Source organism: Arthrobacter sp. TMT4-20 (genome assembly GCF_054510775.1).
Genome location: NZ_JBTNDW010000008.1, coordinates 112,893 through 139,706, shown reverse-complemented (window position 1 = coordinate 139,706; position 26,814 = coordinate 112,893). Strand labels below are relative to the sequence as shown.

The 26,814-nt window shown below is 62.6% G+C and carries 27 protein-coding genes and 1 tRNA gene; 12 read left to right on the top strand and 16 right to left on the bottom strand.

Going from position 1 to position 26,814, the window contains the following annotated elements:
• Positions 1-71: 71 nt before the first annotated feature.
• Entirely contained in the window at positions 72-1,871 is a 1,800-nt protein-coding gene (locus tag ACX80Z_RS09750; RefSeq protein WP_459315715.1) for a glycoside hydrolase family 15 protein, read from the bottom strand.
• A gap of 65 nt (positions 1,872-1,936) precedes the next feature.
• Complete coding sequence (locus tag ACX80Z_RS09745) at positions 1,937-2,809, bottom strand: glycerophosphodiester phosphodiesterase (protein ID WP_459315713.1); 873 nt, start codon at positions 2,807-2,809, stop codon at positions 1,937-1,939.
• Positions 2,810-3,003: 194 nt separating this feature from the next.
• Between ACX80Z_RS09745 and ACX80Z_RS09740 the strand changes: the two genes are divergently transcribed.
• On the top strand, positions 3,004-4,209 hold the full coding sequence (locus ACX80Z_RS09740; RefSeq protein ID WP_459315768.1) for a DUF445 domain-containing protein: 1,206 nt from the start codon (positions 3,004-3,006) through the stop codon (positions 4,207-4,209).
• Positions 4,210-4,246: 37 nt separating this feature from the next.
• On the opposite strand, the gene ACX80Z_RS09735 is transcribed toward ACX80Z_RS09740, so the two are convergent.
• Positions 4,247-4,996, bottom strand: a complete 750-nt coding sequence (locus ACX80Z_RS09735; protein ID WP_019483942.1) for a hypothetical protein — start codon at positions 4,994-4,996, stop codon at positions 4,247-4,249.
• Positions 4,997-5,110: 114 nt separating this feature from the next.
• Complete coding sequence (locus ACX80Z_RS09730) at positions 5,111-5,377, bottom strand: GlsB/YeaQ/YmgE family stress response membrane protein (protein WP_459315711.1); 267 nt, start codon at positions 5,375-5,377, stop codon at positions 5,111-5,113.
• Positions 5,378-5,750: 373 nt separating this feature from the next.
• Between ACX80Z_RS09730 and ACX80Z_RS09725 the strand changes: the two genes are divergently transcribed.
• From ACX80Z_RS09725 to ACX80Z_RS09700, 6 genes are all read left to right on the top strand, one after another.
• Positions 5,751-6,005: a DUF6458 family protein gene (locus ACX80Z_RS09725; RefSeq protein WP_019483945.1), complete on the top strand. Its 255-nt coding sequence runs from the start codon at positions 5,751-5,753 to the stop codon at positions 6,003-6,005.
• 145 nt (positions 6,006-6,150) lie between these two features.
• The gene (locus ACX80Z_RS09720; RefSeq protein ID WP_459315710.1) at positions 6,151-6,918 is read left to right on the top strand and encodes a DeoR/GlpR family DNA-binding transcription regulator; all 768 of its coding nucleotides are present in this window, start codon (positions 6,151-6,153) and stop codon (positions 6,916-6,918) included.
• Positions 6,915-7,937, top strand: a complete 1,023-nt coding sequence (locus ACX80Z_RS09715) for a 1-phosphofructokinase family hexose kinase (RefSeq protein WP_019483947.1) — start codon at positions 6,915-6,917, stop codon at positions 7,935-7,937. The genes ACX80Z_RS09720 and ACX80Z_RS09715 overlap by 4 nt, the downstream gene beginning before the upstream one ends.
• A complete protein-coding gene (locus tag ACX80Z_RS09710) occupies positions 7,925-9,991 on the top strand; it encodes a PTS fructose transporter subunit IIABC (RefSeq protein WP_459315709.1) in 2,067 nt (688 codons plus the stop codon). The genes ACX80Z_RS09715 and ACX80Z_RS09710 overlap by 13 nt, the downstream gene beginning before the upstream one ends.
• Before the next feature lie 23 nt (positions 9,992-10,014).
• Positions 10,015-11,712 carry a phosphoenolpyruvate--protein phosphotransferase gene (gene ptsP, locus ACX80Z_RS09705; protein WP_459315707.1) on the top strand — a complete coding sequence of 566 codons (1,698 nt, stop codon included), beginning with the start codon at positions 10,015-10,017 and terminating at the stop codon, positions 11,710-11,712.
• 24 nt (positions 11,713-11,736) lie between these two features.
• Complete coding sequence (locus ACX80Z_RS09700; protein ID WP_024477181.1) at positions 11,737-12,012, top strand: HPr family phosphocarrier protein; 276 nt, start codon at positions 11,737-11,739, stop codon at positions 12,010-12,012.
• A gap of 12 nt (positions 12,013-12,024) precedes the next feature.
• On the opposite strand, the gene ACX80Z_RS09695 is transcribed toward ACX80Z_RS09700, so the two are convergent.
• From ACX80Z_RS09695 to ACX80Z_RS09685, 3 genes are read right to left on the bottom strand one after another with little or no spacing between them, the layout of a single operon-like run.
• On the bottom strand, positions 12,025-13,581 hold the full coding sequence (locus ACX80Z_RS09695) for a tripartite tricarboxylate transporter permease (protein WP_019483951.1): 1,557 nt from the start codon (positions 13,579-13,581) through the stop codon (positions 12,025-12,027).
• Complete coding sequence (locus ACX80Z_RS09690; protein WP_019483952.1) at positions 13,574-14,119, bottom strand: tripartite tricarboxylate transporter TctB family protein; 546 nt, start codon at positions 14,117-14,119, stop codon at positions 13,574-13,576. The genes ACX80Z_RS09695 and ACX80Z_RS09690 overlap by 8 nt, the downstream gene beginning before the upstream one ends.
• A 5-nt stretch (positions 14,120-14,124) precedes the next feature.
• Positions 14,125-15,120, bottom strand: coding sequence for a Bug family tripartite tricarboxylate transporter substrate binding protein (locus ACX80Z_RS09685; RefSeq protein WP_459315706.1), 996 nt, complete (start codon positions 15,118-15,120; stop codon positions 14,125-14,127).
• 162 nt (positions 15,121-15,282) lie between these two features.
• Between ACX80Z_RS09685 and ACX80Z_RS09680 the strand changes: the two genes are divergently transcribed.
• Positions 15,283-16,866, top strand: coding sequence for an ATP-binding protein (locus ACX80Z_RS09680; RefSeq protein WP_459315704.1), 1,584 nt, complete (start codon positions 15,283-15,285; stop codon positions 16,864-16,866).
• Positions 16,863-17,600, top strand: coding sequence for a response regulator (locus ACX80Z_RS09675; protein ID WP_019483955.1), 738 nt, complete (start codon positions 16,863-16,865; stop codon positions 17,598-17,600). Before ACX80Z_RS09680 ends, ACX80Z_RS09675 begins: the two co-directional genes overlap by 4 nt.
• 166 nt (positions 17,601-17,766) lie before the next feature.
• Here the strand turns inward: ACX80Z_RS09675 and ACX80Z_RS09670 are convergent, their stop codons facing one another.
• From ACX80Z_RS09670 to ACX80Z_RS09645, 6 genes are all read right to left on the bottom strand, one after another.
• Positions 17,767-18,489, bottom strand: coding sequence for a hypothetical protein (locus ACX80Z_RS09670; protein ID WP_459315701.1), 723 nt, complete (start codon positions 18,487-18,489; stop codon positions 17,767-17,769).
• Positions 18,486-19,220 (bottom strand): hypothetical protein, encoded by a 735-nt coding sequence (locus ACX80Z_RS09665; RefSeq protein ID WP_019483957.1) that lies wholly within the window; start codon positions 19,218-19,220, stop codon positions 18,486-18,488. Before ACX80Z_RS09665 ends, ACX80Z_RS09670 begins: the two co-directional genes overlap by 4 nt.
• A 159-nt stretch (positions 19,221-19,379) precedes the next feature.
• Entirely contained in the window at positions 19,380-19,664 is a 285-nt protein-coding gene (locus tag ACX80Z_RS09660; protein WP_459315699.1) for a hypothetical protein, read from the bottom strand.
• A gap of 158 nt (positions 19,665-19,822) precedes the next feature.
• Positions 19,823-20,446, bottom strand: a complete 624-nt coding sequence (locus ACX80Z_RS09655) for a hypothetical protein (protein ID WP_019483959.1) — start codon at positions 20,444-20,446, stop codon at positions 19,823-19,825.
• A gap of 191 nt (positions 20,447-20,637) precedes the next feature.
• Positions 20,638-20,710: transfer RNA gene (locus tag ACX80Z_RS09650), tRNA-Lys, on the bottom strand.
• Between the two features lie 171 nt (positions 20,711-20,881).
• A complete protein-coding gene (locus tag ACX80Z_RS09645) occupies positions 20,882-21,061 on the bottom strand; it encodes a hypothetical protein (RefSeq protein ID WP_459315697.1) in 180 nt (59 codons plus the stop codon).
• 131 nt (positions 21,062-21,192) lie between these two features.
• On the opposite strand from ACX80Z_RS09645, the gene ACX80Z_RS09640 reads away from it, so the two are divergent.
• The 3 genes from ACX80Z_RS09640 to ACX80Z_RS09630 all read left to right on the top strand — a co-directional run bounded on the left by ACX80Z_RS09640 (position 21,193) and on the right by ACX80Z_RS09630 (position 23,767).
• On the top strand, positions 21,193-21,840 hold the full coding sequence (locus tag ACX80Z_RS09640) for a hypothetical protein (RefSeq protein WP_019483960.1): 648 nt from the start codon (positions 21,193-21,195) through the stop codon (positions 21,838-21,840).
• Between the two features lie 298 nt (positions 21,841-22,138).
• Positions 22,139-22,756: a DUF47 domain-containing protein gene (locus tag ACX80Z_RS09635; protein ID WP_024477172.1), complete on the top strand. Its 618-nt coding sequence runs from the start codon at positions 22,139-22,141 to the stop codon at positions 22,754-22,756.
• Positions 22,757-23,767, top strand: a complete 1,011-nt coding sequence (locus ACX80Z_RS09630) for an inorganic phosphate transporter (RefSeq protein ID WP_459315695.1) — start codon at positions 22,757-22,759, stop codon at positions 23,765-23,767. It begins immediately after the preceding gene.
• 119 nt (positions 23,768-23,886) lie between these two features.
• On the opposite strand, the gene pstB is transcribed toward ACX80Z_RS09630, so the two are convergent.
• The 3 genes from pstB to pstC are packed head-to-tail and all read right to left on the bottom strand — an operon-like array spanning position 23,887 to position 26,746.
• Positions 23,887-24,666, bottom strand: a complete 780-nt coding sequence (pstB, locus tag ACX80Z_RS09625; protein WP_019483963.1) for a phosphate ABC transporter ATP-binding protein PstB — start codon at positions 24,664-24,666, stop codon at positions 23,887-23,889.
• Positions 24,667-24,695: 29 nt separating this feature from the next.
• On the bottom strand, positions 24,696-25,799 hold the full coding sequence (gene pstA / locus ACX80Z_RS09620; RefSeq protein WP_459315693.1) for a phosphate ABC transporter permease PstA: 1,104 nt from the start codon (positions 25,797-25,799) through the stop codon (positions 24,696-24,698).
• Positions 25,799-26,746, bottom strand: a complete 948-nt coding sequence (gene pstC / locus ACX80Z_RS09615; protein ID WP_459303503.1) for a phosphate ABC transporter permease subunit PstC — start codon at positions 26,744-26,746, stop codon at positions 25,799-25,801. Before pstC ends, pstA begins: the two co-directional genes overlap by 1 nt.
• Between the last annotated feature and the right edge of the window lie 68 nt (positions 26,747-26,814).

Sequence of the window (26,814 nt, the reverse complement as noted above, 5' to 3'; positions counted from 1 at the left end):
AGAGCCGCTGTTGCGTAACAGCGAACCTGCGGGGCCGGCACTTTTTCGTGGAGATTTCGGCGATGGACGCCCTAGAACGAGCCGCTGTGCACCCCATGAATGGCATCGGCGGCACGCACCAAGGCCAGGTGCGAGAAGGCCTGCGGGTAATTGCCAGCCATCCGTAAACTATCGGTGTCGTATTCCTCGGCGAGCAGGCCCAGGCCGTTGGCATAGCCCACCAACTGGTTCATCAGCCGCTTGGCATCATCGATCCTGCCGGACCTGGCGTACTGTTCCACCAGCCAGAAGGAGCAGGCGAGGAAGGGGTGTTCGCCCGGTTCCAGTCCGTCCATACCGGCTTCGGTGCGGTACCTCAGCAGCAGCCCTTGTTCGTTGGCCAGCTCTTTCTCCAATCGGGCCACGGTGCCGAGCATCCGGGGATCGTCGTAGTCCAGGAAGCCAACCTGCGGGAGCTGCAGCAGGGAAGCGTCAACCTCGGGGCTGCCGTAGGTCTGAGTGAAGGAGTTGATAGTGGTGTCGAAACCCTTTTCCAGGATGTTTTCGCGAAGCCGGTCACGAAGTTCCGCCCAGCGTTCTGCGTGGCCTTCAAGCCCATGCTCACGAACGGCTCGCACTCCGCGATCGAATGCGGCCCACATCATCACGCGGGAATGGGTGAAGTACTTCAGCTCACCGCGCATCTCCCAGATGCCGTGATCGGGATCGTCGAAATGGTTCTCGGCGAAGCTCAGCAGGGCGCGCTGCAGGGGCCAGGAAAAGCTGTCCTCCAGCACTCCCCTGTTACGGAGCTTCTCCAGCACCACCATGACCTCGCCGACGACGTCTGCCTGGTACTGGTCGACGGCCCCATTGCCAACCCGGACCGGCGTGGACCCTTCGTAACCGGGCAGGTGATGGAGGATCTTCTCCGGCAGCTCGCGCTCCCCACCAACGCCGTACATGATCTGCAGGTCCTCCGGGTCGCCGGCAACGGCACGCAGCAGCCAGTTGCGCCATTCCAGCGCCTCCTCCTGGTACCCGTGGGTCATCATCGCCTCAAGAGTGAGCGCCGCGTCGCGCAGCCAGCAGAACCGGTAGTCCCAGTTCCGGGCGCCGCCGAAGTGCTCGGGCAGCGAGGTGGTGGGGGCAGCCACAATCCCGCCGGTGTCCTCGTGTGTCAGTGCTCGCAGGACGAGCAGCGAGCGTTTGACGATGGGATCGTACTCCCCCTGCTGCTCAAAGCTGGCGGCCCAACCAGCCCAGTAATCAATCGTTTCCCGGAGAGCGATATCGACGTTGATGGGCTCGGGCATGGGCCGGTAGGAGGGGTACCAGACAAGTTCGAGGTCGACGGTTTCGCCTGCGGCAACAGTGAACTCGCCTTCGTGTCGGCGGTGGGAGGCGTGCGGCAGGTGCTCACCACGCAGCGCCAGGGCGTCGGGGCCCGCAATCGCCGAGATGGCCTCGCCGCTTTCATCAGTTTGCCTGCTGACCCAGGGGAGGATCTTGCCGTAGCCGAAACGGACCACCAGTTCCTGGCGCATCGGCACAGTGCCGCTCAGCCCTTGAATCCTCCGCACCAAGGACGCGCGGCGGTCGCCGACCGGCATGAAGTCGGTGACCTGGACGTCCCCGGCGTCGGTGTGCCAGCGGGTCGCCATCACAAAGGTGGAGTCAATGTAGCGCCACTCCACGACCTCGGCGGAGCCTGCGCCGGGGGCGGGAGCGATCACCCATCGACCGTGGTCCTGCTCGCCCAGCAGCGCGGAGAACAAAGAATCAGAATCAAACCGGGGGAAGCACAGCCAATCCACGCTCCCGGTCTTGGAAATCAGCGCGCCAGTGTGCATGTCGGAAACGAGTGCGTAGTCTTCGATCGGAGATTGCATGATTCAACTCAATCACATCCGCCCCCGGACTCCCCTGATCCTGGCGGCCACCATCGCGGCTCGCGTCATGGCTGCGGGCGCGTGCCATCCAGTTGTGCACGGACCGCTGCGGGACGGTTGGTGGTGATTTCCTGGATGCCCAATTCACGCATGAGTTCGACGTCGTCGGCGTCGTCGACCGTCCACACACGTAGCCGGATCCCCTCGGCCAGCCAGCGGCGCACTCTGGCTGGATGCGTCCTCACGTAGTCAATCCCGGGGCCCGCCATGCCCGCCGAGTGCGAATCAATGTTCCGCTCTCCGTCGTTGAGCGCCCGGCGGAGCAGTCCGATAACCGCGGCCGCAGTCAGCGCACCCAGATGCAGCTCAGCCCGCAATTCGATGGGCCGCACGTCGGAGACCAGCTGGCAGACGATATGCGACGGCACCTTCTCGAGCAGGTGCCTCACGGAGTCAGGGTTGAAGCTCATGAAGCTGATACTCACGTTGGCGAGGGTTGAACTGACCGGATCCCACCCCTGTTGCATCAAAAAGGTGATCAGCTTCTCTTCGAGTTTGAGCCCAAAGGGGCTGGGGTGCTTGAGTTCGATGGCAAGGGAGACGTCCCGGCCTGCCGCCAACAGCAGGTCCAACAGGTCCCCCAGCGAGAGGAACTGGTCGGCGATCCCCCCATATTGAGGGGGGATGGTGGCACCCTTCCACGACGCAAAATCGAGATCCCGCAGTTCCCGCAGCGTATGGTCCGCAACGTCACCGGTTCCGCTTGAGGTCCTGTCGAGGGTGGAATCATGAATACATACCAGCTGCTGATCACGCGTCATGTGGATATCGCATTCGACGCCGTCGGTTCCCTCAGCGAGCGCCTGGAGGTAAGCGGCCCGGGTATGTTCGGCGAACTGGTGGCTGGCACCGCGGTGGGCGAAAATTGTGTACACCACGCCCCATCCCGTCGGCAACCAGCATCTACCTGCTACCGTACGCGAAATTGGCCAACCCGGCGTGACTTACCCGGCCATACGCTGCTTTACTGGCTCAGACGGATGCACCCGCCTGGGGCACCGTAACCCCCGGAGGATCCTTGAGCTCTCACCTAGCCGGCACTGACGCAGAACGGGCCGCCGGGCTGCGGCGCATGAAAGTGGTTGCCACCGGGCTGCTCGGTGTCATGGCGCTGATCTTCATTGTCGCGTTTGCACTGCAGGACCAGTATCCCTGGTTGCAGTATGTACGCGCCGCTGCTGAAGGCGGCATGGTCGGCGCCCTGGCGGACTGGTTCGCTGTGACCGCGCTCTTCAAACATCCAATGGGCGTCAAAATCCCCCACACAGCCATCATCCCCCGCAAGAAGGACCAGATTGGTGCGTCACTGGGTCAATTTGTCGAGGATAACTTCCTCTCCGAGACGGTGGTGCAACAAAAATTGGCATCGGTGGGAATCGCGCAGAAGGCGGGTGCGTGGCTGGCCACTCCCGGGGGCGCGGATCGGGTAGCCGTTGAGGGAGCCGCCTTGATTCGGGGCGCGTTCACCGTGCTCGACGACGATGCGGTGCAATCCGTGATCGAGTCGATGGTCCGGAAACACCTGCTCACGCCACCCTGGGGGCCGCCGGCAGGGAAAATTGCCGAGCGGATCTTCGAGGACGGCCATCACCATCAGCTGGTGGACCTCCTGGTGGACCGTGCCGCCGACTGGGTGGACACCAATTATGACCTCGTCTCAGGCCTGGTTTCGCAGCGATCCCCCACCTGGGTGCCCCAGTTCGTGGACGGCCTCGTGGGGGACAAGGTGTACGTGGAGCTGACCAAGTTTATGCGTGCTGTTCAGACCAACCCCAACCATGATGTGCGGCTGGCCCTGGATAAATATCTCAAGGACCTGGCTCAGGACCTGCAGCACGACCCGGTGGTAATCGCCAAGGCCGAAGGCATCAAGGCGCAGGTGTTGGGCGACCCCCAGGTGCGCGATCTGGCGGCTCGCACCTGGACCACCATCAAGAAGGCCCTGATGGAAGCTGTCGACGACTCCGATAGCGAGCTGACCCGCAATTTCAAGACAGCGGTCCGGGACTTCGGTCGCCGGTTGTCCACGGACGCGGAGCTGGCTGGAAAGGTTAACCGGTGGATTGCCGATGGGGCGGGCTATCTGGTGCGCACCTACCGCAGCGACATTGCGGCAATCATCACCGAGACCGTTGGCCGCTGGGACGCGGTCGAGACCTCACAGAAGATCGAACTGCAGATTGGAAAGGACCTGCAGTTCATCAGGATCAACGGCACCGTGGTCGGTTCCCTGGCTGGCCTGCTGATCTTCAGCGTCGCCCACGCCGTCTTCGGGTAACCCGGCACGGGTCAGCGCACGGAGCGGCTACCCCTGGTCAGCTATCCAGGTCCTTCAGGAGCTCGCCTGGGACCACGCTGGGTGCGGGGCCGAAAGCCTGAGCGGTTGCGGTAATCACTGCCCGTCCCATCATGTGGTTACCGGCTCCACCGACGACAGCCCCAATACCGAAGGGGAGAGCCCTACCCAGCAGCGCGCCGCCCTGCTTGGCCAGCATTTTACGTACGAAGCGTCTCCGGATGCTGTGGCCGATGGTGCGCGCAATCGGTGAGGACACGCTTCCTCCCAGGACCGTCCCCCAGTGCTCTGACGCTCCACTGCCCGAGCCGCGGAGCACCGACTGAATCAGCGCGAGGCCCTCCTCGCCCATGAGGATGGCCATCACGAGGGTCCGCGCCCGTTCCGGATCTCCAGTCTGGACGCCGTGAAGTTCGGCAATGGATTGGGCGTACAGAGCCGTGGCTTCAAGAAATCCGACGGTTGCCGCAGCTGAAAGACCCAAAGATGCAATTGTGCCGACGGCGGGCACCACTGCGGTTGCTCCCACCGCTGCGCCGGTGACGGTGATGACTGCCAGATAATGGCGTTCAAGGTCAGCGCTTATCTCAGCTGCAGTGGCCTGCGGATTCTTTGCATACATCCGGCGCAGATTTGCCAACACGAGAGGCCGTTGCACCTCGATGGCTCGCTCAATGGTGCGCTGGATGCCCGGTTTCGGTTTTCCCTCCTTGTCGAAGAGCGCCCCATTGGCCATCCTGGATGCCGGATTGAGATTAGGCAGTTTCATGGCTGGTTTCCTTCACTTGAAAGCGGTTAACGCGGAACATAAGGCCGGAAATACATTGCGACAAAAAAACGCCGCCGGGTTTCCCCGACGGCGCTTTGTTGTGCAGCGTCTAAATTACGCGCGTGACTTGCGGCCGGTGATGGCGCCGTAAACAACCAGAACGATCAGCGCACCGCCGATAGCGAGAAGCCATGACTCAAGCGAGAAGAATTCGTTCATGTCAGCACCGAACAGCGCGCTGCCGATGAAGCCGCCGAGCAGGGCACCAACTACACCCAGTACGAGTGTGATGATCCATCCGCCACCCTGCTTGCCGGGAAGGATGAGCTTGGCGATTGCGCCAGCGATAAGGCCTAGAAGAAGGAATGCGAAGAAACCCATGAAGTACTCCTTGTGATCGAGTCTTGTCTACGAGTGATACGTATAACAAAAGTGCTGTAATGCAGGATGTCCCTACACAAGCTTCCAACCATCCTACTTCATCAGCGTGCTTAGCTTTCAATTAAAGCGGTGCTGAGTTCATTAAACCCCCTGTGCACCATCTTTCAATAGGCCACGCCGGTGTTGATTTGATAACACTTGACTCGCCAGTTGACACGGCGCGACGGCCGCTAATCCACTAGTTAACGAGCATAAACCGGAACAACAGTAAGCTGATCACTACGTTAAGGCCGAAAAGCCAACTGTTCACCAGTTTCACCCCCGCTGGCCAATTCGTCGCGGGATGCCCTTTATCGAAGGAGTAGTAGACCAAATGAGAATCGGTTCTTCAATCGTACTTATTGCACTGGGTGCAATTCTTGCTTTCGCAGTCGCTGACGTCGTGGACTTCATCGACCTCACTCTGGTGGGCTACATCCTGATGGGTGTCGGAGTGCTTGGGCTCATTATTTCACTCGTAATGAACGCACCCCGCAGTCAGCGTCGGGTCACTGAATCCCGTTCAGTCCAGGACCCCAATACAGGCGAGACAGTCACCCGAAACGAAACACGCGACGGCGGCATCTAACAGCACCCGCCGAGAGAAGCGCCATCGGCCGGGCCGGTGGCGCTTTTTTCTGCCAAAAAATGATTGACAAACAAAGATAAACACAGATATAGTCACTCAATCAGACATTTATTGTGATGGTAGTCACCGCCGCAAGGAGGCCGCAGTGTTCGCCGAAGAACGCCATAGCAAGATCGCCACACTCGCCGTAGCCGAAGGCCGCGTCAGCGTCGCCGAACTAGCTGAACGCTTTAACATCACCAGAGAGACAGTCCGGCGCGATCTGGCACTGCTCGAAGATGCTGGGGTGTTGCGCCGGGTCCATGGGGGCGCGGTCACAGGTGGCTACAGCAGCACCAGTGAATTGAGCCTGAACAGCCGCGCAGGCCAACATCAGAACGAAAAGGCACGCATCGCCAAGGCCGCCCTCGCCATGATTCCCGACGCCGGATCAATAGTCCTCGACGCTGGCACCACTACCGGTCACCTCGCCGAACTGTTGGCACACGAGGCCAGAGCCGACCTCGTGGTCATCACCCACGCCGTTCCCATCGCTCAGTCGATTGCGTCCTCCAATCTGCACCTTGAACTGGTCGGCGGGAGGGTGCGGGGCCTCACGAGCGCCGCTGTCGGGAGCCACACCATCGATCGTTTTCACGGCTACCGCCCCGATATCGCCTTCATCGGGGCGAACGGCGTTCACTCGACCTTTGGACTGAGCACACCCGACCCCGACGAAGCTGCAGTCAAAACCGCCATAGTCAGGTCGGCGCGCCGCGTCATCGCGGTGGTGGACGCGTCGAAACTGGAGCAGGAAACTCTCGTCGGCTTCGCTTCCCTGACCGACATTGACACCCTGGTTACCGACCGGACACCCCCCTCCGTCCTGGCCGCAGCTCTGGCCGACGCCGACGTAGAGGTGGTGGTCGCGTGATCATCACCCTGACGGTAAATCCCAGCCTCGATCGGACTGTTGAACTTGCCGATGAACTGATGCGCGGTGGCGTGCAGCGTGCCACCAACGCGCATCAGGAATCCGGGGGCAAGGGCGTCAACGTCTGCCGCGCCCTCAATGCCTCAGGCGTGGCGTCAACAGCTGTGCTCCCTGGAGATCCCGACGACCCGGTGCTCGCAGGCCTCCGCGCCGCTGGCGTACCGTTCCGGAACGTACCGATCGGCACCCCACTGCGCAGCAACATCACCCTCACGGAACCTGACGGCACCACCACCAAAATCAATGAGCCCGGGCCGGCCCTCGGATCGACCGAGCTTGCCCACCTGCTGGAAACGGTGGTCTCTGAATGCTCCGGCGCTGCCTGGCTGGTTCTGGCCGGTTCGCTCCCGCCGGGAGTCCCGACCACGTTCTACGCGACAGTGATCCAGGCGGTCAGGGCGCGCTACCCCGACAACCCACCACTGATCGCTGTCGATTCCTCCGGTGCGCCCCTCATCGACACCCTTGCGGCAAACGTTTTGCCGGATCTGCTGAAACCCAACGCCGAAGAGCTTGCCGAACTGAGCGGCGTGGCCGACGGCGACGCCCTTGAGGCCGACTCCACCCTCGCTGCCTCAGCTGCGGCAGCTTTGGTGGGCGCTGGAGTCGGCACTGTCCTCGCGACACTCGGAGCACGGGGCGCCCTTCTGGTGACCGCCGCTGAGGCATGGGAAGCGACTCACCCACCGGTCGCCGCGCGGTCCACCGTCGGGGCGGGTGACTCGGCCCTTGCCGGCTACCTTCTGGCACACACTGCTGGCGGAACGCCCGAACAGAGCCTCCGCCAGGCGGTGGCCCACGGATCAGCCGCCGCTGCGCTGCCCGGTTCAACAGTTCCAGCTCTCAATCAAACGACTCCGGAGGCCGTCACCACTCGGCGGCTTCCCCTCCACAACGCACCAACCGACACACCGCTCAATGCACCACTTCCAAAGGAGGAAGATCAATGGCACAGCTGATAACCACCGACCTTGTCACACTGGATCAGGATTTGGGTTCTGACCGTCAGCAGGTGATCCGCCGACTCGCGGATCAGGTTGCTGCCACCGGCAGGGCAACCGGCGCTGACGGACTTTACGCCGATGCACTGGCCCGGGAAGAGAAGACCGCCACGGGTATACCGGGCGGCATCGCTATCCCCCACTGCCGGTCAACCTCGGTCACCGAGCCCACCCTCGCAATGGCCAGGCTTACCCCCGCCGTAGACTTCGGCGCCAAGGACGGCCCCGCCGATCTCGTGTTCTTCATCGCGGCCCCCGACGGCGCTGACCAGGAACACCTGCAGCTGCTCTCCAAACTGGCGCGATCGCTGATCAAAAAAGATTTCACTGCGGCCCTTCGCGCCGCGGCAACGCCCCAGGACATCGTTGACCTTGTTCAGGGTGCCCTCGACGCCGGTCCTCGCAAGAGCGCCCAGTCCGCGGACGCACTGTCCACAGCGGCATCAGGAAGCACTCCCGGAGAATCAACCGCGGCGCCCACCGGCACCCTACCATCGGCACCTCGCCGGCTCGTCGCCGTAACCGCGTGCCCCACCGGCATTGCCCACACCTATATGGCCGCCGATTCCCTGGTCGCCGCAGCCAAGGAGCGCGGGGTCGATCTTCAGGTCGAAACCCAGGGTTCCTCTGGCGCGACACCCCTCCCGCCGGAGGTGATCGCGGCTGCCGATGCGGTGATCTTCGCTGTCGACGTCGACGTGCGAGACAGGAACCGTTTCGCCGGGAAGCCAGTTATCACCTCACCGGTCAAGCGCGGCATCGACGAACCCGGTGTCATGGTCGACGAGGCGCTCGCTGCCGCTGACAACCCCAACGCACGACGCGTGCAGGGGTCAACCGACTCCGAGTCACAGCAGACCGACGACGGCGGCGGCGAGGGTGTGGGGCGTCAACTCAAGCGGGCACTTCTCACCGGCGTCAGCTACATGATCCCCTTTGTTGCAGGTGGCGGTCTCCTGATTGCACTTGGCTTCCTCCTCGCCGGCTACGAAATCGCGCTGTCGAATGATGAGGGCGTGGGTAACGGCGACGCGATGCTCGCCCAGTACACCCTGCTCAACCTGCCACCAGAGGGCCTTGCGGTCTTCCTCGGCGCTGTGTTCTTCAAGATCGGAGCCCTGTCGATGGGCTTCCTGATCCCGGCCCTCGCTGGCTATATTGCCTACGCACTGGCGGACCGGCCAGGTATCGCACCGGGCTTTGTCGCGGGCGCAGTGGCAGGCTTTATGGGCGCCGGGTTCCTGGGCGGCATCGTCGGCGGTCTGCTGGCGGGCTACATCGCCATGATGATCGGACGGATCAAGGTGCCACGCTGGCTCCGAAGCCTGATGCCGGTGGTCATCATTCCGCTACTCGCCTCTATCGCGGCTTCAGGTTTGATGATCCTGGTTCTCGGCGGACCAATCGCCTCGCTGACCAACGCTTTGAACGACTGGCTTTCCGGCATGACCGGCGCGGCAGCGGTCCTCCTTGGGGTAATCCTGGGACTCATGATGGCCATCGACCTGGGCGGACCAATCAACAAGGTCGCCTACTCATTCGCCGTCGCCGGTCTCGGAGCGGGAGCCGTCGCCAACCAGGCGCCGTGGCAGATCATGGCCGCTGTAATGGCAGCCGGCATGGTCCCACCCCTGGCCATGGCACTCGCCACCGTCCTGGACCGCCGCCGCTTCTCAGTGGCCGAGCGGGAGAACGGCAAGGCAGCCTGGTTGTTGGGTGCGGCCTTCATCTCCGAAGGTGCGATTCCGTTCGCAGCGGCTGACCCATTGCGTGTCATTCCCGCCAGCATGCTCGGCTCGGCGGTGACCGGAGCCATCGTAATGGGCTCCGGTGTCACCTCTCAGGCACCTCACGGCGGCATCTTCGTCTTCTTTGCCATCGGGAATGTCGCTATGTTTGTGTTGGCTATCATTGCGGGCACCATCATTTCGGCTCTCACTGTGGTGGCTCTGAAGCGCTTCGCCACGCGGAAGACCGAAGACACCCCCGTCATCGAGACGGTCGCCGCCTAACCGAAACCCGGGAGGGTACTTCAATGACGAAACTAACCGGAGTCGGGGTTAGCCCTGGCCGAGTGATCGGGCCTGTCCTACAGATGCCTGCCAGTGCAAGGGAACCACACGCGGACGAGCGGTGGGGCTCGGACACGAGCGCCGAGGCGGAGACCGCACGGCTGAAGACGGCCTCCAAGGCCGTCCAGGCCGAGTTGAAGCGGCGCGCCGATGCCGCGACGAAGGACGCAAGTGCAGTACTGGAGGCGACAGCAATGATGGCCGCCGATCCGATGCTCCTGAAATCGGCGGCCAAACTCATCGCTGCCGGCACCTCAGCCGAACGTGCCGTCTGGGAAGCCGGTTCGGCTGTGGCCGAGATGCTGCTCAGTCTCGGCGGCTACATGGCCGAACGGACCCAGGACGTTCACGACGTGCGGGCGAGGCTGGTGGCCGAACTCCGCGGGCTTCCGGCACCGGGCGTTCCGACCTCCGAGCAACCCTTCATCCTCGCGGCAGAGGACCTTGCTCCGGCGGACACGGCAACCCTCGACTCCAGCCAGGTGCTGGCTCTGATCACCAGCAGCGGCGGCCCTCAGTCCCACACCGCGATCCTTGCCCGCGCGCTGGGCCTCCCGGCAGTGGTGGCCGCAACCGGCGCCGACACCATCGAGGCCGGGACAAGTGTGTACGTCGACGGGGCGGCTGGCACCATCATCACCGACCCCGGCGACGACGAGCGCGCCGCGGCGGACCGCTGGGTCGAACAGGCCGCCGCACTCGGGACGTTCAATGGGACGGGTGCCACCGCCGACGGACACCTGGTGCCGCTACTGGCGAACGTTGGATCCGGCAAGGATGCTCGCGCTGCAGCAGCTGCTGGGGCCGAAGGTGTAGGCCTGCTCCGTACCGAGTTCTGCTTCCTGGATCGTGAGACCGAGCCCAGCGGCGAAGAGCAGGCGTCAGCGTACCGGGAGGTGTTCGACGCGTTCCCGGGCCGCAAGGTGGTGGTCAGAACACTCGACGCGGGCGCTGACAAACCGCTACCGTTCCTCACCGACGCCTCGGAGCCCAACCCTGCGCTGGGAGTGAGGGGATACCGGACCGGATCCGTCAGCCCCGGCGTGCTGACCCGCCAGCTTCAGGCGATCGCCCGGGCCGCCGCCGACACGAAGGCGGAGGTATGGGTGATGGCACCGATGATCTCGACTGCCGCCGAGGCGAAATCCTTCGGTGAAATGTGCCTGGCCGAGGGCCTCGACCAGCCCGGCGTGATGGTCGAAGTACCCTCGGCTGCGCTGACGTCCGAAGCCATCCTGCAGCATGTGGGGTTCGCCTCGCTGGGAACGAATGACCTCACCCAGTACACGATGGCCGCCGACCGGCAGTTGGGACAGTTGGCCACCCTCAACGACTCCTGGCAGCCTGCCGTGCTGCAGCTGATCAAACTCACGGTCGCCGGCGCCGAGTCGGCAGCCGCAGGCACGGCGGACGCGAAGCCGGTGGGGGTGTGTGGCGAGGCTGCAGCTGACCCCGCCCTCGCCGTCGTGCTGGTGGGATTGGGAGTTCAGACTCTCTCCATGTCAGCCCGATCGCTCCCCACCGTCGCTGCGGTTCTCGCCTCAGTGACCCGCACCGAAGCCCAGGAGCTGGCGGCGCTAGCCCTCGCCGCTCCAACAGCCGACCTCGGACGCACCGCCGTCCGTGAACGGCTCCCCATTCTGGAAACCCTGGGCCAGTAAGCGCCCCAACCAAGGAGGAACCCTATGTCAGAACGCAAAGCCACAGTCGCGAGCCGTGTCGGCCTGCACGCAAGGCCCGCAGCAATCTTCGCTGAGGCGGCAGGTGAGCTCCCACTGGAAGTCACCATCGCCATGGAGGGTGAACCAGCTGAAGATGCGATGGATGCGTCAAGCATCCTGTCGCTGATGGGCCTCGGGGCCTCCCACGGCGACGTCGTCGTCCTTCGTGCAGACGGCGACGGTGCCGAGGAGGCCCTCGAGGGCCTGGCGCAGATCCTGGAGACAGACCACGACGCCTAGGCGGATTTACGCCTAGGCTCGGGCCTGGTCTCCCCCTCCGCTGGTGACCGAGTCTTCAGCCATTGATGATTCCATCGCCTTCTGGCGCTTCTTCATCCAGAACGACAGGGCGAAGATGAGCGCGAGGGTCGCGTAAATCACCGCCGCAATCGGTGAGGTAATCAACGCGGTCGGATCACCCTGCGAGATGGCCATGGACCGACGGAGCTGATCCTCGAAGATGGGACCGAGGATCAGCCCCACCACCAGCGGCGCGATCGGGTAACCATAGCGCCGCATGAAAAACCCGAGAATCCCGATGATCAGTAGAATCCAGACATCCACCGGCGTGAAGTTCACCGAGAACGCCCCCAGCGCTGCGAACACCAGGATCCCTGCGTACAGGTAGGGACGGGGGATCTGAAGAATCTTCACCCATAGCCCCACCAGCGGCAGGTTCAACACCAGTAGCATCAGGTTGCCGACGTAGAGGCTGGCAATCAGGGCCCAAACCAGCGCGCCCTCGACCTCGAACAGCAGGGGGCCAGGCTGGATCTGGTACCGCTGGAAGGCCACCAGCATTATCGCCGCCGTAGCGGTGGTGGGGATACCCAGCGTTAGCAGCGGAACCAGCACACCCGCAGCGGCAGCGTTATTAGCCGATTCGGGACCGGCAACTCCCTCGATGGCACCCTTTCCGAACTGGGCCTTGTCCTCCCCCTTGGCGAGCTTGCGTTCAGCCGCGTAGGAGACGAAGGTGGCGACGTCGGCGCCGCCTGCCGGAATGGTCCCGATGGGGAACCCGATGAAAGTGCCCCGCAACCAGGGCTTCCAGGACCGGCGCCAGTCCTCCCGCTTCATCCACTTCCGCCAGTTGCCGCTGACCGGGATCACATCGACCGACCCGTGGCGCATCCGTGAAGCGATGTAGAGTGCCTCACCCATCGCGAACAGCGCCACAGCGACCAGCACCACGTCGATGCCGTCGGTGAGGAACGGATTGCCAAAGGTGTAGCGCTGCTGGGCGGTCAGAGCGTCAACACCAACCAGGGCAAGGAACAAACCGATGCACAATGATGCGAGCCCGCGCAGCACCGAGGCACCCAGCAGCGCGCCGACGGTGAGGAAGGCGACGACCATCAGGGCAACGTATTCAACCGGGCCAATCCGAACCGCGAACTCGGCGAGCATCGGAGCGAGGAAGGTCAGCAGCACGGTGGCAATGGTGCCCGCGACGAACGAGCCGAGCGCCGCCGTCGCCAGCGCGGCCGCTCCGCGACCCGCTTTCGCCATCTTGTTACCCTCAAGGGCAGTGACCACGGACGCCGATTCGCCCGGCGTGTTGAGCAGGATCGACGTCGTTGACCCGCCGTACATGCCGCCGTAGTAAATCCCGGCGAACACAATAATGGCGGCAGTCGGGTCGAGGCTATACGTGATGGGCATCAGCAGCGCGATGGCCATCGCCGGGCCGATCCCGGGTAGCACCCCAACCGCAGTACCCACGAGCACTCCACCCAGGGCAAACAGCAGGTACATCGGCTGCATAGCAACCGAGAAACCCTCCATCAGGGCCATGAAGTTATCCATTGAAGATCTCAACCCCTTCCAGGAGGAACCCGGCGGGCAGCGAGACGCCCAGGAGACCGGCAAACACGAACTGCAGCACCAACGCCATGACGACGGCGATCACCGCGTTCCGCCACCACGACAGGCTGCCCAGGGTCCAACTGGCCCCGAAGAACAGGACCGCAGCGGCAACCGGCCAGCCTGCTGGCACGATAAGCAGAATGTGCAGCGCCACGAACCCAACCAGCTTGGCAACCGTCAGCCAGTCGGTTTTCGCGTTGGGGTCCACGTCTTCGCCCTCCTCGGGGGCGCCTCGACGGCCCCTCAGCAGCTGAATGATGATGGCGGTGCCAAGGAAAATCAGCAGACCTGACACGATGAAAGGGAATTCGCGGGGGCCAATACCGGTAGCTGACGGCGGCATCTTGATGCCTGCGCCGGCAACAAACCCGACAATGCCGAGGCTGAGGACCCCCGCCGCGAAAATGATTTCTCCGATGGGCCGACCGGCAGCGGTGTCAACGCCGCCGGTCTGAGCCTCTGGTGGGTGAGTGCTCATAACGGCTACAGCAGACCGATGTCTGTCAGGGTGGTCTTGACCGTCTCGATGTCCTCGTCGAGGAACGTCTGGAACTCCTCGCCGACGAGGAAAGCATCAGCCCAGTTGTTCTCGGTCAGAGTCTCCTGCCACGATTCGGTTTCGTGGAGTTCGGTGATCAGCTCGGTCAGGACGGCTGCCTGCTCCTCGTCGATCGTGCCTGGAGCGACGACGCCGCGCCAGTTGGTCAGAACCACGTCAATGCCCTGATCGGTCAGGGTCTCAACCTTGGGCACCTGACCGGCAGGTTCCTCGCCGGAGACTGCGAGCGCGCGAACCGTTCCGGCTTTGACCTGTTCAGCGTATTCGCCGACGCCTGAGATACCAGCCGATACCTGGTTGCCCAGCAGCGCAGCCAACGATTCGCCGCCGCCGGAGTACGGGATGTAGTTGAGCTTGTCGGGGGCTACTCCCTCGGCCTCGAGGATCATTCCCGCGAGAATGTGGTCCGCGCCGCCAGCCGACCCGCCAGTGACCGATACTGCCTGCCCGTTCTCGTCAATGTCAGTAACCAGGTCTTCAATGGTCTGGTACGGGGAATCGGCTGGTACGACGACGATCAGCGGCTCGTCAGTGAGCCGTGCAATTGGGGTGGTGTCCTCAATCCGGGTTTCCGCGGAGTTGGTCTCCACTGCACCCACCATGACGTAGCCCATCACCATGAGGGTGTTGGGGTCCTGTTCGGTGGCGAGCTGGGCGAGGCCGTTGGTGCCACCGGCGCCGCCGACGTTGACCACTGAGGCGCTCCCGACCAGCTCGTTTTCCTCGAGATCGGCCTGGATGGCCCTTCCGGTCTGGTCCCAGCCACCGCCTGGATCGGCGGGAACCACGATGTTCAGGCGGTCTATGCCGCCTTCGGGGGTTTCGGCACCGCTGTCACCGCACGCCGACAAGGCCAATACCGATACGGCCGCCGCAGCGACCAAAGCTGAACTGCGCTTCATTGGGCGATCAAGCTTCATGATGAATTCCTTTCCTGGGCGTGATGCAGATCACCAAGCCGTCCGGTTCATCGTAGGGAGCCATGGTCCAGCGGGGAAGAATGTGGACATAACGCGCGTATTGGTCATTACGGTCATGGGGTGCACGGCGTCGAACGGGCTCTGACGTGCCAAAATAGCTTCATGATCCAGTCAATGTCGCTTAGGTCACAGTTGTTTCTGCTGCAGCTGTCGATCGTGCTGATCATTGTTCTCATCGCTGGGTCAGTGGCAATCCGAATGCAGGAGCAGCAGATTCGCGATGCGTACGAATCGCGCATGGTTGGGGTCGCGCAATCGGTGGCGCAACTGCCCACCATCATCGAGGCGTTCGACGACGAACGTCCCAGCGACACCATCCAGCCGATAGCCGAGCTGATCGCCCAGTCGACCAACGTCACCTACGTGGTGGTCACCGATGACTCAGGGATCCGCTACTCACATCCAAACCCGGACATGATCGGGAGCATGGTCTCCACTGACCCCTCAGTTCCATTGTCGGGTGAAACTTTCGTGGGCACCCAGACAGGAACGCTGGGAGAGTCGTGGCGCGTGAAGGTCCCCATCTTCGATGCCGACGGCTCGGTGATCGGTACCGCTTCGGTGGGAATCCTCGAGTCCCGGCTCAGCCAGGACCTTCAGGAGGATCTGCCCCAGTTGTTGATCTGGCTGATCGCTGCGGCCCTGATGGGATCGGCAGGAGCCATTTACGTGTCCCGCTTGGTCTGGCGCCGGATCTACAAACTCGAGCCTGAAGAAATTGCCACCCTGCTCGAGACCAGGGACGCCATGCTCCACGGCATCGGTGAAGGAATGGTGGCCGTCGACGAACGCGGGAACCTGGCACTCATCAACGATGAGGCGCGGCGGCTGCTGGGTCTTGATGACTCGGCCGTTGGGCGACCCATCGATGGTGTGCTGGAGCCAGCCCTCGGCGGGATGCTCGATTCGGATGGGGCGATGGAAACCACAGTGCTGGTGGGCGAACGGGTGCTGCTGGCCCAGGCCAACCGCGCGGTTGTTGACGGTAGACGAGTGGGTAGCGTGCTGATCCTCCGGGACCGCACCGAATTGCACCAGTTGCTCCAGGACCTGGACGGTGCCCGGGATGTGACCCAGGCGTTGCGCGTGCAGGCCCACGAGTTCTCCAACAAAATGCACGTCATTTCCGGTCTGCTGGAACTCGGCCGGACCGAACAGGCGGTTGATTTCATCACCCGTTCGGGGCACGGTGGATCAGTGGTCTCCGGCGACCTCTGCCCGGGAATCACCGACCCCGACGCCGCGAGCCTGCTGATGGCGAAGAGTACGATCGGTGAGGAAAAGAACATCCAGGTGATTGTTGACGGGAATTCGACGTTGAATCCCGACGGGACCACTGATCAGGTGACCATCCTGGGAAATTTGATTGACAATGCGATGGAGGCGATCGTCTCGAACGGGACGATCCATATTTCGACGACAGCCAACGAAGCGGGGTGCGTGATCACGGTGTCCGACGACGGACCAGGCGTCCCGGAGTCTGCGCGGCAGCAAATCTTCGAAAGCGGCATCACCACCAAGGCCGACGGCCCATCAGCTGCCCGAGGGTTTGGGCTATCACTGGTTCAGCGGGTGACAGAACGCCGGAAGGGTGAGATTTCCGTGACCGATTCCCCACTCGGGGGTGCCGAGTTCAGGGTCAGCCTCGCCCCTGCGCCGGTCGCAGTGGGCGTGGAGCGCCAGTGACACAATTGATCCGCACCGCAGTCATCGATGATGACCGGGAGGTGGCTGGGATCCATACCGGGTTCCTGCTGGCCCATGGGGGGTTTGACGTGGTCGGCGTTGCCTACAACGGAACCGACGGGTTGCAGCTAATTACCAACGACCGACCAGAGTTGGTGCTGCTGGATATTCACCTGCCGGATCTATCGGGTATTGAGGTGCTACGCGCGGCCCGGAATTTACCAGGCGACCCCGTGGACATCATTGCGATTACCGCTGCCCGTGAACTCGAGACGGTGCGCGCTGCGATGGCCGGTGGTGTGCTGCACTACCTGGTGAAGCCATTCAACTCGAAGGTCCTACTGGAACGTCTTGATCAGTATGTTGCCCATCGGCGCAGCATCCTCGAACACAGTGCCGGGGGGTCTCCTACGCTCGATCAGGCAGGAATTGACTCGCTCTTGGGCCCCGCGCAGGAGCAACGGGGAGCGGCCGGTGGATCTCGATCGTCGCAAGCAATGCTCCCGCCTATCCTCCCGAAAGGGCTATCCGGTCCCACCCTTGCTGCAGTGATCGGTGATCTCCGGTCGGCCCCTGAAGGGTCGTCGGCATCGGAGGTTGCCCTGAGACTCGGGTTGGCGAGGGTGAGCGCTCGTCGCTATCTCGAGTACCTGGTGGCTAGGGAACAAGCGAAGATCACGCCCAAATATGGCGCCGCGGGCCGGCCGGAGAAACGCTACGCCTGGACCGGTTGACGCCCAAAGAGCGGGTAGGTGCGTCCACCCGTTCTAATGGACGCCCCACCCCGCTCTGTAGCTCCGCCGTCCCCCACGGCAAGCGGAGTTACACAATCATAATTTTGCCACACGATGATGAAAACGTGAATACCCGGGGGGTAATCAATCACAAAAACGTCAAAAATCACGCAAGATGATTGGTGCGCGGCGACAACTCGGTCCGCCTTCGTGACGCCCAAATGATCGTCAGGCCGCTCGTCACCAGCACGATCGCACCGAAGGGCAGGCCGATCTCCCAGACCCCAAGGCTCGTCCCGGGCACGAGGCTGACCACCGCAAAGACCACAACTGCTCCGAACCCGACGGCCAGCAGCGCCGACGCGCTCCGGTGCGCGGGCCGCCCGGCAGGATCCGCGAGGTCTTTAAGGGCGGGCAGGACCAGGCAGGCTGCGACGTAACCCGGGTAGAGCCTCCCGGCCTCCGCGTAGAGACGAACCGTTTCCTGACCCCCGTAGGCGAACAGGCCAGTAGAGCTTTCCGGAAGGTCGCTCATCGCAAAGAGTACGACGGTAGCCAGAACGACCACCGCCAACACTGTGACACCAATTGGACCGACGATAAGCCAGCGCGTACGTGGCGACCTGAACGCCGCGGCGATGCGGAGACCAAGCAGCACGAAAACCGCATACAGGGAGAGCCTGATGATGAGGTTCGCAATGTTGATTCCGCCAAGAAACCGGTCACAAGGGAGGTAAATCTGCGGCAAGCTCAGCCCCACGGCAATTACCAGCAGCACCAGAGCAGTGAAAATCCCCCGCCCCCGCCCGCGGATAGCGTCAGGAAGGCGCAGCAGGACAAACGCTATGCAAAGCCCCAGCACTATCCACTGGATCACTTGCCCATTCATCCGAGGTTCTCCCAAAGGTTCTGATCTCGGCTATTGGCTAGCTCGAGCTTCTTCAATGACTTGCCCAGCACATCAAGCCGGTCGCGGGCCAGCAGCACAAGGTCTGCATCGGACAACATACCCAACGCCCGATTCCGGCCGTCGGCCGGCCACCCGCCCTCAGCCGAGGTGAGGAGGCTCGTTACGACCAACCCGCTGGTGAGCGAGACTTCCGCGACCCGCGCAGCCTCGACAGCGAGTTCAGGGGTCAGCCGGCCAGCAGTGAGCTGCGCCGATAAATTCTGCGGAGCAATCCCTGCCCTGGCGGCGAGTCCCTGGCGCAGTTCGCCCCGATCCACGGCGTCAATCCACGCCCGCACCGAATTTCGATGCGGAAACGGTGCCAACTCAAACCGGACTTCGCGGCCCGCCTCTTCTTCATCCTGGCTACGGGCCACAAGGAGTCTCAGAATATCGATGTGTGAAACCTGGCTGATCAGCTCCGCGTCGGTTGGCTCCCGGATCCCTGTGGGCAGGTCCCGGTAACCATCGAAATTGCCCAGCTCCTGTGCTGGGTTCAGGCCGTAGGCTCGGGCACTGCTGACGACGGTCCCGATCGCCACCTTCCCTCGAACCAGCTGCTGGCCGAGGGTGGATCTCTTGATTCCTGCCTTGCGGCAAAGGTCCGCGACGGTATCCTCGGGTGCGACCCGAGCACGCCACAGCTGAAATGACTTAGCTGTGACTGCCATTACAACCTCTCAATTGGACTTCCAGTACAGAATTTGAAGTATACTGAGATCGCTGGCTCCCCATTCTGCGATTCCCCCATACGCAGAACGCGGAGCCAGTCTCAATTTAACGGCCAGCCCCATTTCGGGTCGGTGACACCGCCGTCTCGGGGCGACGGCCTACCAGCGAGCCTTCTTCTCGGTCTTGCCCTGCTTCCCACTGCGGTGAACCGGTTGGTGGTTGGGCCCGGTGCTCCGCGATCCCGCCAGCTTCCCGAAGTCTGGGTTCTTTTTCTCCAGTGCAAGCTTGGCCCGTGGGTCGTCCTGAAGCTTTTTTGCCGCCGAGTCCGATAAATGTATCGACAGTTCGTCGGTCTGGTCTTGGGCATTACTGGTGTGGTTTTTCGCTTGGTCGGTCATGGTGATCCTTAAATAGCCGACCGCCGAACTGGATTCAACGGCCACTAGGTGAGTAAGAAACGTCGCTCGGAGGCACAGCCTCGACGAGCATGGTTTTCGGTAGGCAGCAGGTAATCCCTGAGGGACTACTCGAAAATTAGTGTTCTCATGAGCCTAAACTTACACGCTGCCCAGCAGCTCGGCCAGAGCCGCCCGGAGACTGACTAGATGGATTTGCCGGTGGCCGGTAGCTCGCGCCCCATCGGGTCGGTCCGGATAACTCCGGCGGCCGTCTCGGCGGCCCGTAGTGCCGCCTCCAGCCCTGCTACGGCCCTTTCATACTCGGAGCTGTCGACGTCGTCACCCTCGAACTGCTCCCGCATCAGGGCCGCCGCCCGCATCGAACGGATCAACTGTGAGGTGTCGCTACGGCTGAGGTCAGTCATCGCCGGGAAGTCGATTGCCGCGGCCGGATCCAGCTCATAGGTGACCCACTGCTGCAGGACTCTCTCGTGCCTGGTCCGCAGACCTTCGCGCACCTCCCGAATCTCCTCGGCCAGGACCCTGCGCCGACGTTCACGCTCGCCCCGCCACAGCCAGCCCATCGCTACGCCAGCGAAGACCAGTGCCCCTGCGCTGACCAATCCGCCGCTCCCGGGAACTGTTGCTACCGCGCCGATGATGACAAACACGACCGCGAGTAAACCCGAGAATCCGTACCAGAACAGGGAGTCGGCGTCGTCGTTCCGCCTCAGGCACCTGGACAAGGCGAAGGCGGTTGCCGCGGAGAGGATCCCTACCAGCGCAAGGGCAATCGCCGCTTGAAGGATGAAACTGGCAGCATCCATGGGTCGTCCTCTCAGCGGGGCCGAGGTCTCGAACCGGGTTGGGCCGAAACCGTGGCGCCCAGATGGAATTGCCTACTATCTATTCAAACGCTTAACCCGGTGGAGTCAATCCCGCTTCTCACCTGAAATGCAAAGAATCCCCGCCGTTGCGCTCAACGGCGGGGATTCTTTGTTCGGGTATCCCACTGATGTGGGCCCTGAGGGGCTCGAACCCTCGACCCACGGATTAAAAGTCCGATGCTCTACCATCTGAGCTAAAGGCCCGCATCATTCCTGACCACCGAAGTGGTCGAAATGACCTGCCTACATTATCGCATCCTGCCGCCGTGTGCCGAACGCGGCCATTTGCCGGGCCGGTGGGGTCAACTGACCGCGGGTTCAATTATCCGGACAGCCTCGACCAGCTGACGGTACAGGTCGTCACGATCGAGCAGCTCACTGTGGGTTCCGCTGGCCCTGATCCGCCCGCCACACCGCGCGCAGAGCATCCCAGGTCTCGTCATCGGTGGCATCAGGGTGTGTGAGGAGCCGGTTGTCCCGGATGGTACCGGGGACGATGGGTGTCTCCTGCTCGAAGTAGCCAGCTGAGATCGGATCTGCGCGTGCTCTTACCACTCATTGGAACAATGATGGCAAGCAAAGTCGAGGCCTTCCCCATCCCAATCGCACCTGCCTGGCGAACTAGCTGGCGGGCTCCGGCCCAGTGACTCTGGCATGGAGGGAAATGGCAGGAGTATCCTCAATTCATGAGCGGTAACTACGAGAACCAGAGTCCACGGCATCACAAGCCCAAGCCCTTCGCGCCACTGGACTTTGAAGTTTTCGCGGGCGGTGCCGATCCCTCACGGGTGTCGGAGGCCGCCCACCTCTCGGCACACGCGTTGGTTCACCATGGCCGGCTCGCTGACGATCCGGACATCACCCAGCGTCTTGTTGAGTTGGCCGACCAGCAGGGCCTTGAGGCAATCGCGGAGATGTGGGCGGAAAGTCCCGCACGATCCCTTCCCGGCGCGCTGTGGCGGCTCTACGCCCTTCGGGCGGCTACCCAGCAAAATCCCGAACGTATCGCTGCCTACTTTGAGTCAGGTAAGGATGTCGCACAGGTCTCCAAGGTAGTGGCCGGCGTTGCCGAGCCGCCGGGTGCAGAGGAGGTCCGGTCCATGGCCGACACTATTCTCTCGGGTGCCTTCGAAGGCGAGTTCGACGTCGCACTCGAACGTTTCGCAGCATTTTGCCGGGTGATCGCCCTGGGCCAGACCCATCATGCCGACGACGCCGAACCAGCCAACGGGGTGCACGCGGCCAAGCTGACCCGCAACTCGCACCAGCTGATCAAAACCGCCGAAGACCTTGAGCATGCTGCTGCCTCCTGGCGCCGGGGCGAACTGGACTAGTCAGCACTGGGGTGCCGGTCAATATTGACAGGAGCGCACCGGAGGAGAACACTGAAAGTGGTGTCGGACCGTGGAACCCCCGGGCTTCAACATTTAGCCGCTTCGAGCGGCCTTCCGCCGAGAGGCGCTCCCGGTTCGACACCATTTTTGTGCCTACTGAACGACATCTGAGTGGCAACGGCGACGCGGCCGGGCGCCAGGGCGGTGACAACTAGTCGAAATGAGCCACCCCGGGCCTGTCAGTTATTCTTAGGCAGCAACTGATCAACTCGATGCCCCGGCAGGTTAGGTAGTCCACGTGAAGCTTCGCCTCTTTCCACAGGAGGATGCTGGCCTTGTCTTACTCTCGGACATGGCCCAGCAACTGGTGCTCGGGGTGCGCACCATGTCGGGAATTCTCGGGGCGGACAAGCGTGACTACGACAGCCTGACTGAGGAACTGCACCAGCACGAGGCGAACTCAACCGATCTCCATTACGCGTTGCTCACGTCGATGCGCAGCAGCTTCGTCAACCCGCTGCCGCGTGAGGACCTCTATGCCCTGTCCAGGATGCTGAACGAGGCAATCGAGAAGCTCGACGGCGCTGCCGAGCTCATCTCCCTCTACCAACTCAGTAAGCTAAGCCGCCGGGCCACTGAACAGCTCGAGGTGATCACCCGGCAGGCGGAACTCACCGCTGAGGCGATGAAACGACTGAATTCGATGGATGATCTCGAGGAGTATTGGATCGAGATCCTCCGGCTAGCCAAACGCGCCGAGCGCACCCACCGGATCTGGTGTTCCGAACTCCTCAACGACCACAAGACCCTGGTTTACGCCAGACACCGGGATGTGGCAAACCAGCTGGTCGATGTCACCAAAGACATCCGAAAGGTTGCCACCCACGTGGGCAGCATCCTCGTCAAGGAATCATAGGTGGAACAGTTCCTCCTGGGCATGGTCATCGTGCTCGCTGGAGGTTTCGCGTTTCTCAACGGGTTCCACGACGTCTCCAATTCGGTGGCCACCGCCGTGCGCACCCGGGCGCTGACCCCCAGTATCGCCGTGCTTCTGGTAGCGGTCTTCAACCTCATTGGCGCGCTCCTTGGCACCGGCGTCGCCCTCCTGTTCGCCGGCGACGCCCTGCGGGTTCCGTCCGGACGGGTTGGCCTCGGCATCCTGATCGCAGGCCTTCTCGGTGCGCTGTGCTGGGGGTTGTTCACCTGGTACCGGGGCAAGCCGTCGTCGTCCACCCACGCCCTCATTGGCGGCCTGATCGGGTCCGGTGGGGCGTCGGCCCTGATTGGTGGCGAATCGATCGCCGACTCCGAGCAGGTTTTTCTGCTGCAGATTGCCCTCCCCTTGCTGCTCTCGCCGTTGGTGGCGTACCTGCTCGCCTATCTGGCAGTGTTCCCGGCCATCTGGCTGCTCCGTTACAGTCCGCCGCGGAAGGTGAATTCCGGTAGCCGGATGGCGCAATCGGTGCTTGCCGGGGTGTTTGCGCTGGGCCATGGCCTGCAGGACGGTCAACGGACGATGGTGGTGGTGGTCCTCGCCCTGGTGGCAAGCGGTATCGCAACCGGCGCCGAGGTGCCCCTCTGGGTGCAAATCTTTGCGGCAGTGCTGCTGGCAACCGGGTCGCTGTTCGGTGGCTGGCGTATCACCCACACCCTGGCGCACCGGCTGGTCCGCGTGGACCCGTTGCGGGGGATGACTGCCCAGGGCGTCAGCTCGGCAATGCTCTTCGTCGGCTCCATCTCGCTGTCGATGCCGCTTTCAAGCACCCACACCATGACCTCGGCCATTCTTGGAGCCGGCGCCAACCAGCGGTTCCCGACCGTGCGCGGCCGTGAAGTGGTGAAGGTGCTGATCGTGTGGTTCTCGACGGCGGTAGTCACCGCATTTATCGGCGCGATTCTTTTCCTGGCAATGAGCCCGCTACTCTAGCCCGTCGGTGGCGTGCCACCCGCTGGACAAGCAGAAGCGGCCCCCAGGGTCAGCTCCGCCGGTCGGAACCGGCGGATCTAACACTGAGGGCCGCTTTTGGGCTGGCCCGCCCGGTTTGGCTACCCGAAACGGCCTGACACGTAGTCTTCGGTGGACTTCTCTTTGGGCCTGTTGAAGATGTCGGAGGTGTCGCCGAACTCGATCAGTTTCCCCGGTTTGCCGGTCGCTGCGATGTTGAAGAACGCGGTCTTGTCGGACACCCGTGCGGCCTGCTGCATGTTGTGGGTAACAATCGCCACCGTGTAATCGTTCTTCAGCTCGTTGATCAGGTCCTCAATGGCGAGCGTGGAAATCGGGTCCAGGGCTGAACACGGTTCGTCCATGAGGATGACCTCGGGAGAGACCGCGATGGCCCGGGCGATGCACAGGCGCTGCTGCTGGCCACCGGAAAGGCCGGAGCCGGGGCGCGCCAGACGGTCCTTGACTTCGTTCCAAAGGTTGGCGCCCCGCAGGGACTTCTCCACGAGCGCGTCGGCGTCGGATTTGCTGATGCGCTTGCTGTTGAGCTTCACACCAGCGAGCACGTTGTCACGGATGGACATGGTGGGAAACGGGTTGGGCCGCTGGAAGACCATACCGATCTGGCTTCGCACGTGCACGGGATCAACCGCGTCGTCGTACAGGTCGTCGCCGTCGAGCAGGACCTCGCCCTCGACGCGCCCGCCGGGAATTACCTCATGCATCCGGTTCAGGGTGCGAAGAAAGGTCGACTTGCCGCAGCCGGACGGTCCGATGAAGGCGGTGACGGAGCGGGCCTCGATGGTTACGTTGACGTCTTCCACGGCAAGAAACTTGCCGTAGTAGACATTCAAATCCTTGACGTCGATACGCTTTGACATCTAAATCCTTATGGGTTGTGCAGCGCAGGTTAGCGGCTGGTTTTAGGGGCGAACATCCGAGCGATGAGGCGGGCAGCGAGGTTCAGGAGCATCACGAGGATGATCAGAATCAGCGCTGCGGCCCAGGCTCGCTGGGTGCTCGGGTCGGTGTTGGTCGGGGAGGTCGGGGTAATGATCTGGTAGTAAATGTAGGTGGGAAGAGTGCTCATCCATCCGCTGAAGACGTCGAGGTTGATGCCACGGGCAAACCCGGCCGTCACCAGGATCGGCGCGGTTTCGCCAATCACCCGAGCGATGGCGAGAGTGACTCCGGAAGCGATGCCCGAGATTGCTGTCGGGATGACCACCTTGGTGATGGTCCGCCACTTCCGCACGCCCAGCGCGAAGGCGGCTTCGCGGAGCTCGTTCGGGACAATCTTCAGCATCTCCTCGGTGGAACGGACCACCACCGGGATCATCAGCACCGACAACGCCGCGGCTGCCACGAATCCGGTCCGGGTGCCTGGCCCGAAGATCAGCCCGAACAATGCTGCGGCGAAGAGGCCAGCGACGATGGAGGGGATTCCGGTCATGACATCGACGAAGAAGGTGATCGCCCGGCTGAGCGGGCCACCCGTAGAGTATTCCACCAGGTAGATGGCCGCCAGCAGACCAACCGGCACCGAAATGATCGTCGCCCACAGGGTAATCTGCAGGGTTCCGAGGATCGCATGGTAGGCGCCGCCCAGGACCGGCGTGCCTTCAGCCACTGTCTGGTTATCGATGGCACCGGTCAGCCCATTCATCGACCGGAACAGGAAATCGCTGGTCATCCCTGGCATGCCTCGTTCCAGCACGGTCCAGATCACTGACAGCAGCGGCAGTACGGCGATGATGAAAGCGCCGTAAACCAGATAGGTAGCGAACCGGTCCTTTGCTTTACGGCTGCCCTCTACTGCACCCGCGGTCGCGGTACCACCGACCACGAAAAAGATCGCAGCGAAAACGGCCATCGAAACCGGGCTGAAACCGAACAGGGACGAGACTGCTGCGCCGAGGATCAGTGCGCCCACCAGAACGGCCCAGATGGACCATTTGGGAAGCTTGTTCTTGGTGAATTGGGACGGTCGCCGGGTCATGGTTGCATTACTCATTAGTTGGCACCTGAGAATTCCTTGTGGCGGCTGATGATCCACCGGGCGACGACGTTGACGGCGAGGGTGATCACGAAGAGCACGAGGCCCGCCGCGATGAGCTCACTCAGGCGAAGTCCGAACGCCTCGGGGAAGTTGAGGGCGATTTCAGCGGCGATGGTCTGGTTGCCCGTCTGGATCAGGCTGGCGTTCAGTGCACCACCTGAGAGAACCAGGGCCACTGCCATCGTTTCGCCGAGCGCGCGACCCAGGCCGAGCATTGCGGCGCTGATGATCCCCGGCCGGGCAAATGGCAACACCGACATTTTGATCATTTCCCACCGGGTGGCGCCGAGGGCCAGCGATGCCTCTTCGTGGAGTTTGGGGGTCTGGAGGAAGATTTCGCGGCTGAGGGAAGTGATGATGGGCAGCACCATCACGGCCAGCACGATGCTTGCGGTGAGGATGGTTCTCCCGGTGTTACTGGCGGGGCCCTCGAAGATGGGAATCCAGCCGAGGTTGTTTGCCAGCCACTCGTACGCCAATGCCAGCTGTGGGGCCAGCACCGCATAGCCCCAGGCGCCGTAGACCACCGACGGGATGGCGGCCAGCAGGTCGATCAGATACCCAAACCCCTGGGCAAGCCGCCGGGGTGCGTAATGCGAGATGAAAAGAGCGACGCCAATACCCACCGGGGTGGCGAGGATGAGGGCGATAGTCGCAGCAATGACCGTACCGATAACGATCGGCCAGATGTAGGAAAAGAATCCGCTGCCACCGGAGATTTCCGCGGGATCGGCGACGAACGTTGGGAAGGCCTGGACCAGCAGGAAAACCGCAACACAGAACAACACTGCCAAAATGAGGCAGCCAGCCAGCAGGCTGGCTGTTGAGAATATCTTGTCCCCCGATTGACCGCTGTCGCCTTGTCTGCGCAGCGTGTTCGGAGACACAGTCTTCGTGGACACTAGTGAACCCTTCGGTGCTGGTACTTGGTTGTTCCTGCTGGGTTGCCGAGAGCGGGCGTTGTCAGCGG

What these genes read in the sequence shown, in the direction of transcription:
- ACX80Z_RS09750 (WP_459315715.1), bottom strand. Translation starts at nt 1,871, where the DNA reads ATGCAATCTCCGATCGAAGACTACGCACTCGTTTCCGACATGCACACT.
- ACX80Z_RS09740 (WP_459315768.1), top strand. Translation starts at nt 3,004, where the DNA reads ATGAAAGTGGTTGCCACCGGGCTGCTCGGTGTCATGGCGCTGATCTTC.
- ACX80Z_RS09735 (WP_019483942.1), bottom strand. Translation starts at nt 4,996, where the DNA reads ATGAAACTGCCTAATCTCAATCCGGCATCCAGGATGGCCAATGGGGCG.
- ACX80Z_RS09730 (WP_459315711.1), bottom strand. Translation starts at nt 5,377, where the DNA reads ATGGGTTTCTTCGCATTCCTTCTTCTAGGCCTTATCGCTGGCGCAATC.
- ACX80Z_RS09725 (WP_019483945.1), top strand. Translation starts at nt 5,751, where the DNA reads ATGAGAATCGGTTCTTCAATCGTACTTATTGCACTGGGTGCAATTCTT.
- ACX80Z_RS09710 (WP_459315709.1), top strand. Translation starts at nt 7,925, where the DNA reads ATGGCACAGCTGATAACCACCGACCTTGTCACACTGGATCAGGATTTG.
- ptsP (WP_459315707.1), top strand. Translation starts at nt 10,015, where the DNA reads ATGACGAAACTAACCGGAGTCGGGGTTAGCCCTGGCCGAGTGATCGGG.
- ACX80Z_RS09700 (WP_024477181.1), top strand. Translation starts at nt 11,737, where the DNA reads ATGTCAGAACGCAAAGCCACAGTCGCGAGCCGTGTCGGCCTGCACGCA.
- ACX80Z_RS09695 (WP_019483951.1), bottom strand. Translation starts at nt 13,581, where the DNA reads ATGGATAACTTCATGGCCCTGATGGAGGGTTTCTCGGTTGCTATGCAG.
- ACX80Z_RS09690 (WP_019483952.1), bottom strand. Translation starts at nt 14,119, where the DNA reads ATGAGCACTCACCCACCAGAGGCTCAGACCGGCGGCGTTGACACCGCT.
- ACX80Z_RS09685 (WP_459315706.1), bottom strand. Translation starts at nt 15,120, where the DNA reads ATGAAGCTTGATCGCCCAATGAAGCGCAGTTCAGCTTTGGTCGCTGCG.
- ACX80Z_RS09680 (WP_459315704.1), top strand. Translation starts at nt 15,283, where the DNA reads ATGATCCAGTCAATGTCGCTTAGGTCACAGTTGTTTCTGCTGCAGCTG.
- ACX80Z_RS09670 (WP_459315701.1), bottom strand. Translation starts at nt 18,489, where the DNA reads ATGAATGGGCAAGTGATCCAGTGGATAGTGCTGGGGCTTTGCATAGCG.
- ACX80Z_RS09665 (WP_019483957.1), bottom strand. Translation starts at nt 19,220, where the DNA reads ATGGCAGTCACAGCTAAGTCATTTCAGCTGTGGCGTGCTCGGGTCGCA.
- ACX80Z_RS09655 (WP_019483959.1), bottom strand. Translation starts at nt 20,446, where the DNA reads ATGGATGCTGCCAGTTTCATCCTTCAAGCGGCGATTGCCCTTGCGCTG.
- ACX80Z_RS09640 (WP_019483960.1), top strand. Translation starts at nt 21,193, where the DNA reads ATGAGCGGTAACTACGAGAACCAGAGTCCACGGCATCACAAGCCCAAG.
- pstB (WP_019483963.1), bottom strand. Translation starts at nt 24,666, where the DNA reads ATGTCAAAGCGTATCGACGTCAAGGATTTGAATGTCTACTACGGCAAG.
- pstA (WP_459315693.1), bottom strand. Translation starts at nt 25,799, where the DNA reads ATGAGTAATGCAACCATGACCCGGCGACCGTCCCAATTCACCAAGAAC.